The 14,601-nt window shown below is 71.7% G+C and carries 11 protein-coding genes and 2 pseudogenes; 10 read left to right on the forward strand and 3 right to left on the reverse strand.

Annotated elements, in window-relative coordinates; translation table 11 throughout:
• Positions 1-113: 113 nt before the first annotated feature.
• The 3 genes and pseudogenes from ABH926_RS33540 to ABH926_RS33550 form a co-directional block, all read left to right on the forward strand.
• A pseudogene (locus ABH926_RS33540) lies at positions 114-1,563 on the forward strand (MMPL family transporter); the annotation flags it as partial.
• Between the two features lie 163 nt (positions 1,564-1,726).
• Positions 1,727-3,820 carry a SpoIIE family protein phosphatase gene (locus ABH926_RS33545; RefSeq protein WP_370369957.1) on the forward strand — a complete coding sequence of 698 codons (2,094 nt, stop codon included), beginning with the start codon at positions 1,727-1,729 and terminating at the stop codon, positions 3,818-3,820.
• A gap of 25 nt (positions 3,821-3,845) precedes the next feature.
• A complete protein-coding gene (locus tag ABH926_RS33550; RefSeq protein ID WP_370369958.1) occupies positions 3,846-4,931 on the forward strand; it encodes an alpha/beta fold hydrolase in 1,086 nt (361 codons plus the stop codon).
• 59 nt (positions 4,932-4,990) lie between these two features.
• Here the strand turns inward: ABH926_RS33550 and ABH926_RS33555 are convergent, their stop codons facing one another.
• Positions 4,991-5,218 (reverse strand): hypothetical protein, encoded by a 228-nt coding sequence (locus ABH926_RS33555; RefSeq protein ID WP_370369959.1) that lies wholly within the window; start codon positions 5,216-5,218, stop codon positions 4,991-4,993.
• A 334-nt stretch (positions 5,219-5,552) separates the two neighbouring features.
• On the opposite strand from ABH926_RS33555, the gene ABH926_RS33560 reads away from it, so the two are divergent.
• Positions 5,553-6,572: a protein kinase family protein gene (locus ABH926_RS33560; RefSeq protein ID WP_370369960.1), complete on the forward strand. Its 1,020-nt coding sequence runs from the start codon at positions 5,553-5,555 to the stop codon at positions 6,570-6,572.
• 4 nt (positions 6,573-6,576) lie between these two features.
• On the opposite strand, the gene ABH926_RS33565 is transcribed toward ABH926_RS33560, so the two are convergent.
• Positions 6,577-6,873, reverse strand: coding sequence for a hypothetical protein (locus ABH926_RS33565; RefSeq protein ID WP_370369961.1), 297 nt, complete (start codon positions 6,871-6,873; stop codon positions 6,577-6,579).
• A 149-nt stretch (positions 6,874-7,022) separates the two neighbouring features.
• Here ABH926_RS33565 and ABH926_RS33570 point away from each other — a divergent pair, with 149 nt between their 5' ends.
• From ABH926_RS33570 to ABH926_RS33585, 4 genes and pseudogenes are all read left to right on the forward strand, one after another.
• A complete protein-coding gene (locus ABH926_RS33570) occupies positions 7,023-7,877 on the forward strand; it encodes a HEAT repeat domain-containing protein (RefSeq protein ID WP_370369962.1) in 855 nt (284 codons plus the stop codon).
• A 24-nt stretch (positions 7,878-7,901) separates the two neighbouring features.
• A complete protein-coding gene (locus tag ABH926_RS33575; protein WP_370369963.1) occupies positions 7,902-8,075 on the forward strand; it encodes a hypothetical protein in 174 nt (57 codons plus the stop codon).
• An 89-nt stretch (positions 8,076-8,164) separates the two neighbouring features.
• Positions 8,165-8,335: pseudogene (locus ABH926_RS33580) on the forward strand (carboxymuconolactone decarboxylase family protein); the annotation flags it as partial.
• A gap of 732 nt (positions 8,336-9,067) precedes the next feature.
• Positions 9,068-11,974: a BTAD domain-containing putative transcriptional regulator gene (locus ABH926_RS33585; protein WP_370369964.1), complete on the forward strand. Its 2,907-nt coding sequence runs from the start codon at positions 9,068-9,070 to the stop codon at positions 11,972-11,974.
• Here the strand turns inward: ABH926_RS33585 and ABH926_RS33590 are convergent.
• Positions 11,968-12,543: a response regulator transcription factor gene (locus ABH926_RS33590; protein ID WP_370369965.1), complete on the reverse strand. Its 576-nt coding sequence runs from the start codon at positions 12,541-12,543 to the stop codon at positions 11,968-11,970. The two genes, ABH926_RS33585 and ABH926_RS33590, sit on opposite strands and share 7 nt — an antisense overlap.
• Before the next feature lie 186 nt (positions 12,544-12,729).
• On the opposite strand from ABH926_RS33590, the gene ABH926_RS33595 reads away from it, so the two are divergent.
• A complete protein-coding gene (locus ABH926_RS33595) occupies positions 12,730-13,527 on the forward strand; it encodes a LuxR C-terminal-related transcriptional regulator (protein WP_370369966.1) in 798 nt (265 codons plus the stop codon).
• 373 nt (positions 13,528-13,900) lie between these two features.
• Positions 13,901-14,509, forward strand: a complete 609-nt coding sequence (locus ABH926_RS33600; RefSeq protein ID WP_370369967.1) for a response regulator transcription factor — start codon at positions 13,901-13,903, stop codon at positions 14,507-14,509.
• Positions 14,510-14,601: the final 92 nt, after the last annotated feature.

Here is a 14,601-nt window from a genome sequence, read left to right on the forward strand (position 1 = left end):
TACGATCGTATCGTCGCGAGATACCCACCGGGGTATCCGGGAGGAGTGGCGGCGATCATGACGGTCATCGACGGAACAGCGCCGGAGCCGCGCGCCGACAGCCCCGGGCCCGTCGGGTGCGGCAGCTGGCCCAGCAGCACTTCGGCGGCGCCGCCTCGACCGCGTTGCAGGTCGTGGTGCACTCCGACGGCGCCCCGGTCTCCGACCCGGCGGTGCGGGCCGTGGCCGCCGAGGCCACCGCGCTGCTGAGCGCCGACCACCGGGTCGCCGGCGTGGTGCAGCCGCAGCCCGGCCTCACCGTCAGCCGGAACGGTCGGACCGAGGTCCTGCTGGCCGGGGCCAAGGCCGATCCGAACGACATGGTCCGGGCCGCCGACGCGCTGAAGGGCCGCTGGCCGCGCTGTCCGGGAACGGGATCACCGTGACCGCGACCGGCTCCTCGGTGCTGTGGAGCGACTTCAACGCGGCCAACCACCACGCGATGCTGCACTCGGAGATCGTGTCCTGGCCGGTGACCCTGATCATCCTGGTCATCGCATTCGGCTCGCTGGTCGCCGCCGGCCTTCCGCTGCTGCTGACCGTCTCCGGGCTGGCCGCCTCGGCCGGCGCTCTGGTGCTGCTCGACCACCTCACCCCGGTCTCCATCTGGGCCATGAACTTCGCCATGATGTTCGCCCTGGCCCTGGGCATCGACTACGCGCTGTTCCTGGTCGTGCGCTTCCGAGCCGCGCTGGCCCGGCACGGCCGGGCGGGCGCGGCGGTCGCCGAGACCATGGACACCGCCGGCAAGGCGGTGGCCCTGTCCGGGGCCACCGTGCTGGTCAGCCTGTCGGCGGTGATGCTGGTGCCGGTCCCGGCGTTCCGGTCGATGGCCGCCGGGATCATGCTCGCCGTCGTGTTCGTCCTCGGCGCCACCTTGACGCTGCTGCCCGCCGTCCTGGGCAGGCTGGGGCACAAGGTCGACGCCGGACGCCTGCACTGGGCGTAGAAGGCACCCACCGGGACCGACTCCGCGCAGGCCGCCGGATCCCCCCGCTTCGCCGCCTGGGGCGAGCGGCTGTGGCGCCACCCGCTGCGTCACGGCCTGCCGGCCCTGGCGATGCTGCTGGCCCTGGCCGCGCCGCTGGTGGGACTGCGCACCTCGATGCCGTCCATCACCGTCGTCCCGGCCGACGCCTCGGCGCGCGTCGGCTACACCCATATCCAGCAGGCGTTCGGCCCCGGTATGCCCGGCACGTTGCAGATCGTGGCCCCCGCCGACCAAGCCGAGTCGGCCTCGGCGACCGTGGCGGCGGTCCCGGCATCGCCGCCGTCGCCCCGGCCGTGCCCGCCACCGACGGTTCCGGGCTGGTGCTGATCCAGGCCGGGCCGAAGGCCGATCCCTCGTCACCGGCACTGGCCGCCACCGTGCATCAGCTGCGCGCGCACCTGCCCCAGCAGGCGAAGGTCGGCGGCGCGGCCGTGGAGAACCTGGACCTGCAGCACGCGCTGAACGCCAAGACGCCGCTGGTCCTGGGCGTGATCCTGACCCTGGGCTTCCTGCTGCTCCCGGTGCTGCTGCGGCTCATGGGCCGCCGGACCTGGTCCTGCCCGGCCTGGCTGGCCCGGGTGCTCCCGGACATCCGGTTCTCCCATTGACCGTGCCTTGACGGTACCTTGACCGTGCCTTGACCCGCGGCAGGGCTTCGGACTGCGGGAACGCCCAAAAGGCGGTAGACAATTTATCGTGTCCACTCCCGCGGAACAGCAGTACGGACAGGGAGACGACGGATCCGCCGAAGAGGCGTTCGCGCAGTGCCCGATGCCGGCGGCCATCTTCGACAGCGCGCTGCGGGTCGTGCGCGCGAGCCGGGGCATGGCCCTGGAAGCCGGCGTCACCGATGACGAGGTCCGTACCGACCGCGGTGTCGGTGCCCTGTTCGGTTCTGCCGGGGCGGGAGTCGAACAGGGGATACTCGGGGTCTTCGAGACCGGCGAGGCAGACCAGATGGACGTGCGGGTGTACGGCGCCGCCGGCGGACCCCGGGTGTGGTCGGTGACCCTCTCGCCGCTGCGGGACCGGGCCAGGCGCGTGCACCGGGTGCAGCTCACGGCGGTGGAGGTCACGGAGCTGCACCGGGCCCGGGACCGGCTCGCGGTGCTGAACGAGGTCAGCGTCCGGGTCGGCACCACGCTGGACGTGTCCACCACCGCGCAGGAGATGGCCGACCTGATGGTCGGCCGGCTGGCCGACTTCGTCACCGTCGACCTGGTGGACTCCCAGTTCCGGGGCCTGGAGCCGAAGCCGTCGGCCGAAGGCGTGGTGTTGCGGCGTGCCGCTCACCAGTCCGTGCTGCCCGGCGTCCCGGAGGCCTTGATCGAGCCCGGGGAGATAGACCACTATCCGGACTACTCGCCGCCGGCCAGGTGCCTGGTCACCGGCCAGTCCTCGCTGCACAACCTTCCGGACGCGGCGGTCACCAGCTGGCAGGCCGTTGATCCGCAGCGCGCGGCGGTGCTGCACGCCCGCGGGATCCATTCGGTCATGGTCGTGCCGCTGCGCGCCCGCGGCATCGTCCTGGGCATCAGCCTGCTCGTGCGGCACCAGAACCCGGTGCCGTTCGGGCTCGACGACCTGCTGCTGGCCGAGGAGATCGCGGCGCGGGCCGCGGTGGCCGTGGACAACGCCCGCCTCTACACCCGCGAGCGGAGTACGGCCCTGGCCCTTCAGCGCAGCCTGCTCCCGCAGCGGCTGACCGGCCAGGACACGGTCCAGGCCGTCTTCCGCTATCTGCCCGCCGACTCCCGGGCCGGCATCGGCGGCGACTGGTTCGACGTGATCCCGCTGTCCGGGGCCCGGGTCGCGCTGGTCGTCGGCGACGTGGCCGGACACGGGCTGCACGCCTCGGCCACCATGGGCCGGCTGCGGACCGCGGTACGGGCCCTGACCGACGTCGACCTGCCGCCCGACGAGCTCCTCACCCACCTCGACGACCTGGTCGCGCACCTCGCGGCCACCGAGGACGAGGTGATCGACCCGGACCTGGACACCATCTCGGACATCGTCGCCACCTGCCTGTACCTGGTCTACGACCCGGTCGCGGGCAGCTGCACGGTGGCCAGCGCCGGCCACCTGCCCCCGGCCGTGGTCGGCCCGGACGGGGCCGTGGACATCGTCGACCTCTCACCCGGGCCGCCGCTGGGCGTCGGCGGCCTGCCGTTCGAAGCCACGAGGTTCGCCGTCGCCGAGGGCACCTTGCTGGTCCTGTACACCGACGGCCTCATCGAGGCCTGCGGCCGCGACATCGACACCGGACTGGACCTGTTGCGCCGAAGTCTTGAGCGGCCGCCGGCCTCGCTGGAGAAGACCTGCGCGGCGGTGGTGGATACCATGCTGCCCGCTCCGCCCACCGACGACGTCGCCCTGCTCATCGCCCGCACCCGGATCCTGGGCCCGTCCCACGTCGCCACCTGGGACGTGCCCAGCGACCCGGCGATGGTGGCCCAGGCCCGTGCCTGGTCGGCCCGGCAGCTGGCCGAGTGGGGACTGCAGGAGGCCACCTTCGCCCTGGAGTTGGTCGTCAGCGAGCTCGTCACCAACGCCATCCGGCACGGCGCCCCGCCGATCCGGCTGCGCCTGATCCGCGACACGGCGATCATCTGCGAGGTCTCCGACGGCAGCAACACCTCCCCGCACCTGCGCCAGGCCACGACCTTCGACGAGGGCGGGCGCGGGTTGCTGCTCGTGGCCCAGGTGGCGCAGCGCTGGGGCGCCCGGCACCACGCCGTCGGCAAGACCATCTGGGCCGAGATCGCTCTGCACGGCGGCGATTTCCTGTAGAGGGCGACCGGATATCGTCGGGCGGGTGGATGTGACTGCACCGGGTCTGCTCGACGAGGACGTGCCCGACGATCCGGTGGGCCCAGATTCGGGCTCAGTTCCGGTAAGCCCAGATCCGGTGGCCCCGACCGAGGACGCCGCACCGCTGATCCCCTATCGCAGCCGCCGGCGGCGCTGGCTGCGGCGACTCGCGAAGACGGTCGCCGTGCTGTTCGTCGCCAGCACGTTCTTGTCGACCGCTTACAACGCCGCCACCGACGCCCGGGCCTCCGTCCCGGCCGGCCTGAGCTACGTCCAAGCCGGCGACGTCCGGACCCGGTACCGCGAATGGGGGAGCAGCGGCACGCCGATCGTCCTGGTCCACGGCTTCGTCGAGAACGCGGACACCTGGCAGTACCTGGCCCCGCTCCTGGCCGCGCAGGGCCACCGGGTCTACGCCCTGGACATCGACGGCTGGGGCTACACCCAGCGCGTCGCGCCGTTCGACGTCGGCCACCAGGCCCGCCAGCTCGACGCCTTCATCCAGGCCCTGCACCTGGACCGCCCGGTCCTGGTCGGCCATTCCAGCGGCGCCGCCGTGGCGGCCCTGGCCGTCCTGGACGAGCCCGCCGACGCCGCCGGCCTGATGTTCCTCGACGGCGACGGCCTGGCCACGGGCGCGGGCCAGAAGACCCCGCTGACGCACCTGTTCCTGAACCCCTATCGCACGACCCTGATGCGCCTGGCCATCCGCTCGGACACCGTCATCCGCGCCATCTACGGCGCCACCTGCGGCCCGACCTGCCCCAAGCTCGACGCCGCCGGGCTGGACCAGTGGCGCCGGCCCCTTCAGGTCCCGGGCGCCGAGGAATCGTTGTGGAGCATGGTGAGCCTCGGGGTCGCCGGCCTGCCGCCGGCCCGCCTGGCCGAACTCGCCACGCTGCCGCTGCCGAAGGCGGTCGTGTTCGGCGGCGCCGACTCCGCCTACGATCCGAACTCGCCCGAGACCACCGCCGCGCGCATCGGCGCGCCCGCCCCGACGATCATTCCCGGGGCCCAGCACCTCACCTCGGTCAACAGCCCGCAAGCCGTCGCCGCGGCGGTCGCCACACTTGAGGCGCGCGCCGGCTGATTTCCCTTATGCGCTGATTTCCATCATGCGCCTGATTTTCATCATGCGCCTGATTCTCATCATGCAGAGATGATGAAGCTGTCCGGGTGGTGGAAATCGGGTCCCGGCGAGACGTGGTTCAAGGCCCAGTAATCGAGGTCGCCGTCGGAGTCCTCGATAACCGCTGCTATGGCCAAACTGCCAGTCGCGGTCGGGCCGTAAATCTCCAGGTCTACTTCAAGCTGAAGGCGGCGGGCTTCGCGGGTGACGCGAATTCGGGGAGGCTGTGCCGGACGCACCGGCGTCATGTTCCGGTGGTAGTCGTCGAAGCTGTACAGGGCCCACTCGGTGGACGGCGAGACGTTGAGCTCGTAGTAAGTAGGGGAGTCCGCTGATTTGCGGATGAATGCCTCAAAGCAGGTATGCTCCCATAATTCGTCCGCCTGGCGCGAGGCGCTCGTAGCGGGTATTCGCAGACTGGAAAGGTCGGCGTCGAGAACGTAGCGCAGAGATAGTGACCCGCTAGTAGTCTCCTGAAGGTGAACATTAAGCGCTCTAGCGGCGTTGGCCGTCGAAGGTCGGAAAGGCACCAATGGGGCGCTGCATGGGAGGCGTGAAGGCATGATCCATAATATCGATTCCATGTCTCATGCCTCGCGCCTGGCCGCTTACCGTACGGTCTCGACGTCCCTGGCGCTGCTCAGTGATCGTGACGTGCAGCGGATGTTGGACGCGGCGGCGCCGATCGGATCGGGCATCGGTGGGAAGTCGGTGCTGCTGGACGTCGCCGGGACGCCCGTCTTCGTCAAGCGGGTACCGCTGACCGATCTGGAGCGGCGGCCGGAGAACGTCCGATCCACGGCGAACCTGTTCGAGCTGCCGGCGTTCTGCCACTACGGCATCGGCGGGCCGGGCTTCGGGGTCTGGCGGGAGCTGGCCGTGCAGACGATGACGACCGACTGGGTGCTCGCCGGGGACTGCGAAGGTTTTCCGTTGATGTACCACTGGCGGGTGCTGCCGGATTCGAGCCCGCTTCCCGAGGAGCTGTCCGATGTCGAGGCCACGGTCGCTTTCTGGGGCGGCGGAACGCAGGTGCGTCGCCGCATCGAGGAGCTGCGTGATTCCTCGGCGAGCATCGCGCTGTTCCTGGAGTACATCCCGCGCAACGTGTTCCAGTGGCTCGGCGAGCAGCTGAGCATCGGGGGCGAGGCCGCCGAGCGGGCTTGCGCCCTGGTGGATAGGGACCTGGCGGCGGGGATCTCGTTCATGAACGCCCAAGGCCTGCTGCATTTCGACGCCCACTTCCAGAACCTTCTGACCGATGGCAGGCGTCTGTATTTCGCGGACTACGGGCTGGCGATCTCCTCGCGGTTCGAGCTGTCGAAGGACGAGGCCGCGTTCTTCGAGCGGCACCACGACTACGACCGGCGCTTCGCGGCCATGTACCGCGCGCAATGGCTGGTCACCGAGCTGTTCGGGTCCGGTTCGGAGGACCGCGAAGCCCGCCTGCGGGCCTATGCCGAAGGTGAGGCGCCGACCGGGATTCCCGGGACGGCCGCGGCGATCTTGACCCGGGACGCGGCCACCGCCGTCGTGATGACGGACTTCCTGCGCAGGCTGATGAAGGAGAGCAGGCAGGCGCCCTACCCGCCTCAGCTGTGAAGGCTCACTGCCCGTCGACGTAGACCCACCGCCCACACCGTCCCGAGGGGACCGAGACGACGGCGCGCCCCGATGCGGTCACCGCCCGCTGGCCGATGTCGCTCGCGCGGCAGAAGGAGCCGGCTTTCACCACACCCCGTTCCTGCGCGCGCGGAACCGGAACGGTCGCGGACGCGGTGCCGCCGGCCACGGTCACGGGTTGAGGCTCCCGCACACGGTCTGCGGGACTGCTTTCCGTCCGGACCTCGTCGGCTCGGATGGGCTCGGCCCGCTGCCGCCCGATGCGGAGCTTCAACTTCATGCGTGTTCCCCTGATCCTCTGGTCGCGCCGGGTCGGTTCCGCACGGCGCGGGTATGCGCCATTGGATCAAGAGTCCGTATGGGTGAGCGCGAAGCGCGCGAGATGGCGGGGTGTGTTCACTCTATTGGCGCCATAAGTAGGCTGCCACGGTGGACTACGAGCATGTCATCGCGCGCGCTGCCGCGTTCGACGCGGGCCCGGACGCCGACGAGGACGACCTGGAGGCGCGCTGGCAGCTGATCGGCGAGCTGCACCGCAGTACCGGCCGGGACGCGTTCGAGGCGGTGGTGGCGGCCGCGGGATCCGATGAGCGGGCGCGGCGGCTGGTGGCGCTGGACGCGCTGGGGCAGATCGGCTACACGGCGAACCGGCCGTTCGCGCAGGAGACGGTGCCGGTCCTGCTCGGCGCGGTCGGCGATCCGGACCCCGAAGTCGTCGCCTCGGCGGTCACCGCCCTCGGACACGTCGGCGACCCGGACGGCCTGGCGGCGGTGCTCCAGCGGGTCGGGCACGCCAGCGACGCCGTCCGCTTCGCCGTGGCGGTCGCGCTGCCGGCGCTGACCGACCCCGACGAGCCGGCCGCGGACGCCGTCGCGGCCCTGATCGCCCTGACGTGCGACGAGGACCCGCAGGTCCGGGACTGGGCCACGTTCGGGCTCGGCACCCAGCTGGACGCCGACGGCCCCGAGATCCGCGAGGCCCTCGCCGCCCGGCTGGACGACAGCTGCGACGACGCCGGCGAGGAGGCACTGATGGGCCTGGCGCGGCGGGGCGATCCGCGGGCCACGGCTCCGCTGCTGGACCAGTTGCGGCAACTGGCCGACGATGACTCGATCCTGCCCGGAACGCTGCTGTTCGAGGCCGCGGCCATCACGCAGGCGAACGACGCGCTGCCGCCGCTGCGCCGCCTGTGGCAGCGGCGGGACACCTTCGGGCCCTCGGCCCGGCGGATGCTCGCCGAGGCGCTTCAGTCGCTCGGGGAGCCGGTGGAAGCAGAGTCCTGACGCTGTGCCCGGGGATGGGTGATCATGCCGGCCGATGGCGGCACGCAGGACCGGGAGGTGGCGATCTTCGGGACCCTCGCGGAGGGCGGCCGGTTCCGGCACCTGTCCGAGACCGGCTTCGACCTCGCCGCCCCGGACGCCGCGAACGCCCCGGACGCCGCGAACCCCGTGAACGCCGTGAACGGAGAATCCCGATGACCCGCCTGCCCGCACCCGACTCCGCGACGCTCCCCGCCGGCATCCGCACCTTCCTGGCCACCCTGCCGCCGGACGCGATGGTGCAGATGATGTCCCTGTCCGCCGGCACCGTGAAAACCTTCGTGGCCCTGGCCAAGGACCTGTTCACCGCGCTGGAGCTGCCGCCCCGGTCCCGCGAGCTGGTGATCCTCGCCGTCGCCGAGTACGCCGGTGCCGCCTTCGTCACCGCTCAGCACGCTCCCATGGCGGCCGCGGCCGGGGTCGACGAGCGCACCCGCGAGCTCATCGCCGGACGCCGGCTCGACGACCCCGCGCTGAGCCCGTACGACAGCGTGCTGCTCCGCTTCGCCGCCGAGGCCGCCGCCCGGCCCCGGGTCGACGACCTCCTGTTCCAGCAGGCCCGCGCGCACCTCAGCGACCGCGAACTGGTGGAGGTCCTGCAGATCGTCGGCGAGCCTGGACGCGCTGCGGCGCCGCACCGCCGCGGCGTTCACCGACGCAGACCCCTACGAAGGACTGCGCCGCTACGTCCTGGAGCTGTTCGACGCACTGGCCCTCGACCGGCTGCTCACCGAACGGCTCTCCGACGCCGCCTCCCCGGCCGCTTCCTCAATGCTGGAAAGCCTCGGCGCGCTGCTGGAGTCGGCGCGCGCCGGCAGCCGGGTGCGGGCCGACGCGACCGGGCAGGACCTGCGGGTAGTGCTGTGCGGGGTGGCGCTTTAGCTGGGGCGGCTGGAAGAGCGCGACCCGGCGGTGTGGGCCCGCTACGACGAGCTGGTGCTGGCCGCGCTCAGCGGCTGACCGGGCTCCGGTGTATCCGGTGTATCTTGAGGTGCCGGTCGGGCCCGTCGGGCGCGCCGGGTTGGAGGGGATCACGTCTTCGCCGTTTCGTCGCGGGCTGTTTCCTTCCCGTCCGCAGTGTTCGTAGACCATGCAGGCGCGACAAGAAACACGTGCAGAGCGAGTGCACTATGGCAGGACGTTGAACTGGCATGGAGGACGGGCGCCTCAGGGTTGAGGCACTTGGGCCGCTGCGGGCGTTCGTCGGCGAGCGGGAAGTGGTGCTCGGGCCGCCGAAGCAGCGGGCGGTTTTCGCGGTGCTCGCGTTGAGCCGGAACAACGTCGTGTCGCGGGACGATCTGATCGACTACGTCTGGGGCGAGTCGCCGCCGGCCACGGCCGCCGGGAACCTGCACACGTACATGTCCGGACTGCGCAGAGCTCTGGGGCCGCTGGGTGAGGCGGTCGGCAGCTCCGGTTCGGGGTATTCGCTGCTGCTCGGTGCCGACGGGCTCGACGTCGTGGTCGCCGAACGGGTGGCGGCGCGGGCGCGCGCCGGGCGCGCCGATCGGGATCTGACCGGTGCGGTCGCGGCGTTCGACGAGGCGCTGGCCTGCTGGCGTCCGGGATCCGCGCTCGGCGGGCTGCCCGGGCCGTTCGCGGCCGAGCACCGGGCGCGGGTGGCCGATCTGCGGCTGCGGCTGCTGGTGGAGCGCGCCGAGGTGTTGATGGAGCTCGGCCGGCCGGCCGCGGTGGCCGAACAGCTCCAGGACCATGTCCGGGCGAACCCGTACCACGAGCGGCTGCGCGGGCTCTTGATGAGCGCGCTGCACCACAGCGGGCAGACCGCTGACGCGCTCGCGCACTACCGCGAGCTTCGCAAGCTGCTCGCCGACGATCTGGGGATCGATCCGTCGGCCGAGTCGCAGGCGCTGCATGCCTCGATCCTCGCCGACAACGCCGGGAGCAGCGGTAACCCCGGTAACGCTTCCGCCGCGCCGAGGTCTGCTGTCGCTGTCCCGCCGCCTTCGCAGCCTTCGCCACCACAAGTACCGCCGGTGCGTCCGGCCCAACTGCCGCGCGTCGATGCGAACTTCGTCGGCCGGGTCGCGGCGATCCACCAGGTGCTGGAAGCGGCCCGCACCGCGGCGGGGGAGAGCGCCGCCGTGACCGGTGACGGCGATGGCGCGGGAGATGCCGATAGCACCGGTGACGGTGACGGCCCGCAGATCGTGCTGATCGTCGGCCCCGGCGGCATCGGCAAGACCGCCCTGGCCGTGCGCTGCGCCCACCTGCTGGCCGCCGCCTACCCCGACGGCCAGCTCCACGTGAACCTGCGCGGCTTCGACCCCAGGCATCCGGCGCGCTCGGCGGCGGACGTCCTGCACCACCTGCTCGCCTCGGTGAACGTGCGGAAGATCCCTGAGAACCTGGACCAGCGGGCCGCCCTGTGGCGCAGCATCGTCCGGGACAAGCGCATGCTCATCGTGCTGGACAACGCCGAGTCCGCCGAGCAGGTGGAGGACCTGCTGCCCGGCGGCGGGCCCTCCTTCGTCGTCGTGACCAGCCGCAACCGGCTCAGCGGCCTGTCCGTCCGGTACGCGGCGCGCCGGGTGGCGCTCGGCCCGCTGTCCGCGGACGAGTCCCTGACGCTGCTGTTCACCTCGATCGGGAGTGTGCGGGTGGCCGGCGAGCTGTCGGCGGCCCGGGAGCTGGCCGAGCTGTGCGGCCACCTGCCGCTGGCGCTGCGGATCGCCGCCGAACAAGTGTCCGCCGGGCCCGCGGTGAAGATCGGCGACGTCATCGACGATCTGGAGGACGTGCGGGGCCGGCTGGACGCCCTGCAACTGCCGGACGACGAACTGTCCTCGGTGCGCGGCGTCCTGTCCTGGTCCTACACCAGGCTCGACGCCAAGACCGCGCGCGCGTTCCGGCTGCTGGGCCTGGTCCCGGGGGTGAGCATCGGGCCGAAGGCGGCCGCGGCGCTGCTGGCGCTCGCGCCCGCGGAGTCGGCCGACACCTTGCGGGACATGGTTGGGCAGCATCTGCTGGGGACCACCGCGGGCACCTACTGGATGCACGACCTGACGCGCATCTACGCCGAGGAGGTCGGCCGGCTCGGCGAGCCGGAGGACGCCCGGCGACTCGCCCTCGAACGGCTGCTTGAGTGGTATGTACGGTGCCTGGCCGGAAGGTACGAGACCGTCCCGGTCCGGCTCCCGTTCACCCTCGGCGACGACTTCCCCTACGAACTGGTGAGTCTGGACGGCCAGGGGGAACGGGTCGCCTGGTGCGGCCAGGAGCTGGACAACATGTTGGCGCTGGTCGTCGCGGCCCAGCAGATCGGACGCCACGATCGCGCGTGGCAGTTGTGTTACCTGCTCTTCGAGTACTTCTATGCGGCCGGGCAGGCCCGCGACTGGGCCGAGACCATACGGCTCGGGATGCGCAGCACCGATGTGCTCCAGGACCGCCTGGCCCAGGCCGTGCTGCACAACCATCTGAGCGTGGCCTACTCCCGGCTGGGGCAGAACGACGCCGCGGTGGGCGAGCTGCACAGCGCTCTGGCGCTCGTGGAAGACCTCGACAAGGACGGGCTGCGTATCAGCATCCTGGGTAACCTGGCCTCCACGCTCCGGGAGGCCAAGGACTACACGGCGGCTCTGCCCTATGCCGAACAGGCCGCCGCCCTGGCCCGTCGCAATGGCCTGTCTTACTACCAGGCCGGTACGCTCGACGTCCTGTGCGAGCTCTACGTCGAACTCGGTGGGTTCGCCCAAGCGCTGCGCGTGGGGGAGCCCGGCAGGCAGGCGGCTCGGGCCAGCCAGACCCCCATGCTGGAAGCCAACATCCTGATCGCCATGGGCGCGGCCGAGCACGGTCTCGGGCACGCCGACACGGCCGTCGAGCACTTCCAGGAGGCGCTGACGCTGAGCGAATCAGGGGACGACTACCACGCGGCCCGGGCGCTGCTCGGCCTGGCCAGGGTGCACCGGGCCGAGGGCCGGCGGGCGCCGGCGGCCGAGCTGGCCGGGCGGGCGCTGGTGCTGTTGCAGGACCTCGACGCCGAGGACGTCGACGAGGTCGCGGAGTTCCTGCGGGGGTTGGAAGGCTACTGACCTTCCACGTCCCAGCGCCGGCCGGTATCGGCCTGTGCTTGCGCCTGCGCCTGTGCCTGCAAACGCTGCCACAGCAACACCGCCTCGACCCGGCCGTCCACGCCCAGCTCCCGGAAGATCCGGTTGATGTGGTTCTTCACGGTCTTCTCGGTGACGTGGAGGATCTCGGCGATCTCGGCGTTGCGGGCGCCGCGCGACATCAGGGTCATCACTTCGCGCTGGCGTTGCGACAGGGTGGTCTCGCGGCCGTCGGCCCCCGGGAGCTGGAAGGTGTCCTCGGGCCGGTCCTCGGAGGCCGGGATCACGCTGAGCTGGTACTCGGCGCGCAGCACCGTCCGGCTCGTCGGGGCGTTTGTCGGGGCGCCCGCCGGGTCGCGGCCGACGGCCGGCTTGCGGTCCTGCTCGCCGGCGGGGCGGACGGCGACTTCGACGTACGGCATGCCGACGATGTCCACGGCCAGGTTCTTGCCGGCGAACACACGCCGGATCTGCGCCAGGATGTCAGGGCTCGTGATGGCGATCCGCAGGCGGTCGTCGCCGTACGGCGCGCGGTGCGCGGCGACTGTCATGGAAACAGCTTTCCGTATCGGGCTTCAGGCATTCTTCACGGATCCTCCACGGCGGCCGCGCCGGTGGGTCCAAGGGCCTAAAAACCGCCCAAACGCGCTTTGACGGCGTTCGGGGCGGCAACCCACCATCGGTGGGGACGGCCCGCCGTCCCGAACGACGATCCTGGACGCCAAGGGGATGGCAGGGTGCTGACTACGGCGCATCGCGCCACGCTGCGCGGTTACGCGCCCGCCGGACTCGAGGCGGACGCCGATCCGGTGTGGCCCGCGTTCCCCGCGGATCCGGTGTTCGCCGCGGCCGGCATGACGGCGGCCGGCGACCCGGCGTCGGCGGCGGCGCCGATCCCGGTTCGGATCCTGGCCGAGGACGCGGTCACCCGGGACGCCATGCTCGCCTGCCTGCGGCTCCGGCCGGAAATCAGGGTACTGACGCACGTCGACACCGACCCCGCGCGGGTGGTGCTTGTTCTGGCCGAACAAGTCACCGACGGGACGCTGGACCGGATGGGCCAGGCGGCGGCCGCCGCGCAGGTCTGTGCGGTGCCGGCGTCGTACGAGATCGGCTTCGTGCTTGTCGGCGACGGCCTGCGCGCGCACCATTTGCTCGGCGCGATCGCCCACGGACCGGTGAGCGTGCTGGCGCGGCGGGACGCGGGCACCGAGCGCATCGTGCGGGCGATCGTGGGGGTCCCGCAGGGCCGGCTGGAGCTGCCCGACGACGCCGTCGGCTGGCTGGTCGCCAGGCTGCGGACGATCCACCGCGACGTGCTCCAGCCGCGCGGGCTCACCGCCGCCGGGCTCGGCACGCGGGAGGTCGAAGTGCTCCGGCTGCTCGCCGAGGGCCTGGACACCGCGCAGATCGCCCAGGAGATGAACTACTCCGAGCGCACGGTGAAGAGCATCATCCACGGCGTGCTGACCCGGTGCCGGCTGCGCAACCGCGCGCACGCCGTCGCCTTCGCGCTGCGGACCGGCGCGCTGTGACAGGCGCGCTGTGACGCGTCACATTAACGCTTTGCAAATCATTTGAGAAATGTGCGCGAGTTTGTGGACATTCGCCGGTCTCCACCCGTTTCATGGCAAGACAGCTCACTGACACGCCTGAGTTGCCGCCGCCTCGCACCATGATCGTGAGATGCCGAGGGCTTGGGAAGGTTCGACCGCCGTGATGGAAACGACGACACCGACGATCCGTCAACGCACACCGCACGCTGTCGGCCATCTGCCGGCGGCTGCCGAGAGGGTGCCCGACAGGACACTCGACAGGACGCCCGACAGGGCGCCGGACAGGGCGCCGGACAGAACGCCCGACAGAACGTCGGCCGAGAAGGCGCCAGCCGGCCCGGTCACCGTCGCCGTGCTCGCCGGCGACCCGATCACCGGCGAGGGTGCCGCGGCGTTCCTGTCCTCGCGCCCCGGTGTCAGGGTCCTGCCGGTGGACCGCCAGCACGAGGCGGAGGTGGTGCTGATCCTGGTGTCGCGGGTGACCGAGGAGGCCCTGGAGTGGATGCGCCAGGCCGCCGAGCGGGCGCACCGCGAGGTGCGGTTCGTCCTGGTCGGGGACGGCGTGCGCGGACCGGACGTGCTGCGCGCGGTCACCTACGGCCTGGTCAGCGTCATCCCGCGCCAGGAGGCTGATTTCGACCGCATCCTGCGCGCCATCCAGGCGGTGCGCGCCGACCGGCTGGAGATGCCCGACGTGGCGCTGGGCTGGCTGGTCGACCAGGTCCGGGCCATCCAGACCGAGGTGCTGGAGCCGATGGGCGTGACGGCGGCGGGCCTGGAGGCCCGCGAGGCCGACGTGCTGCGGCTGCTGGCCGAGGGGCTGGGGACGCCGGAGATCGCGGCGCGGCTGAACTACTCCGAGCGGACGGTGAAGAACATCATCCACGGCGTGCTCACCCGGTGGCGGCTGCGGAATCGGGCGCACGCTGTCGCCTTCGCGCTGCGCAACGGGGCGATCTGAGAGCAGTCCGCACCGCGAGCGCGCAGCCGGGCACCGCCCGGTGTCCGATCGGGCAACCCTGCGCCCCGCACCGCCAAACCCGCCAGGGCGCC

This window comes from Catenulispora sp. GP43, from assembly GCF_041260665.1.
Classification (GTDB): Bacteria; Actinomycetota; Actinomycetes; order Streptomycetales; family Catenulisporaceae; genus Catenulispora.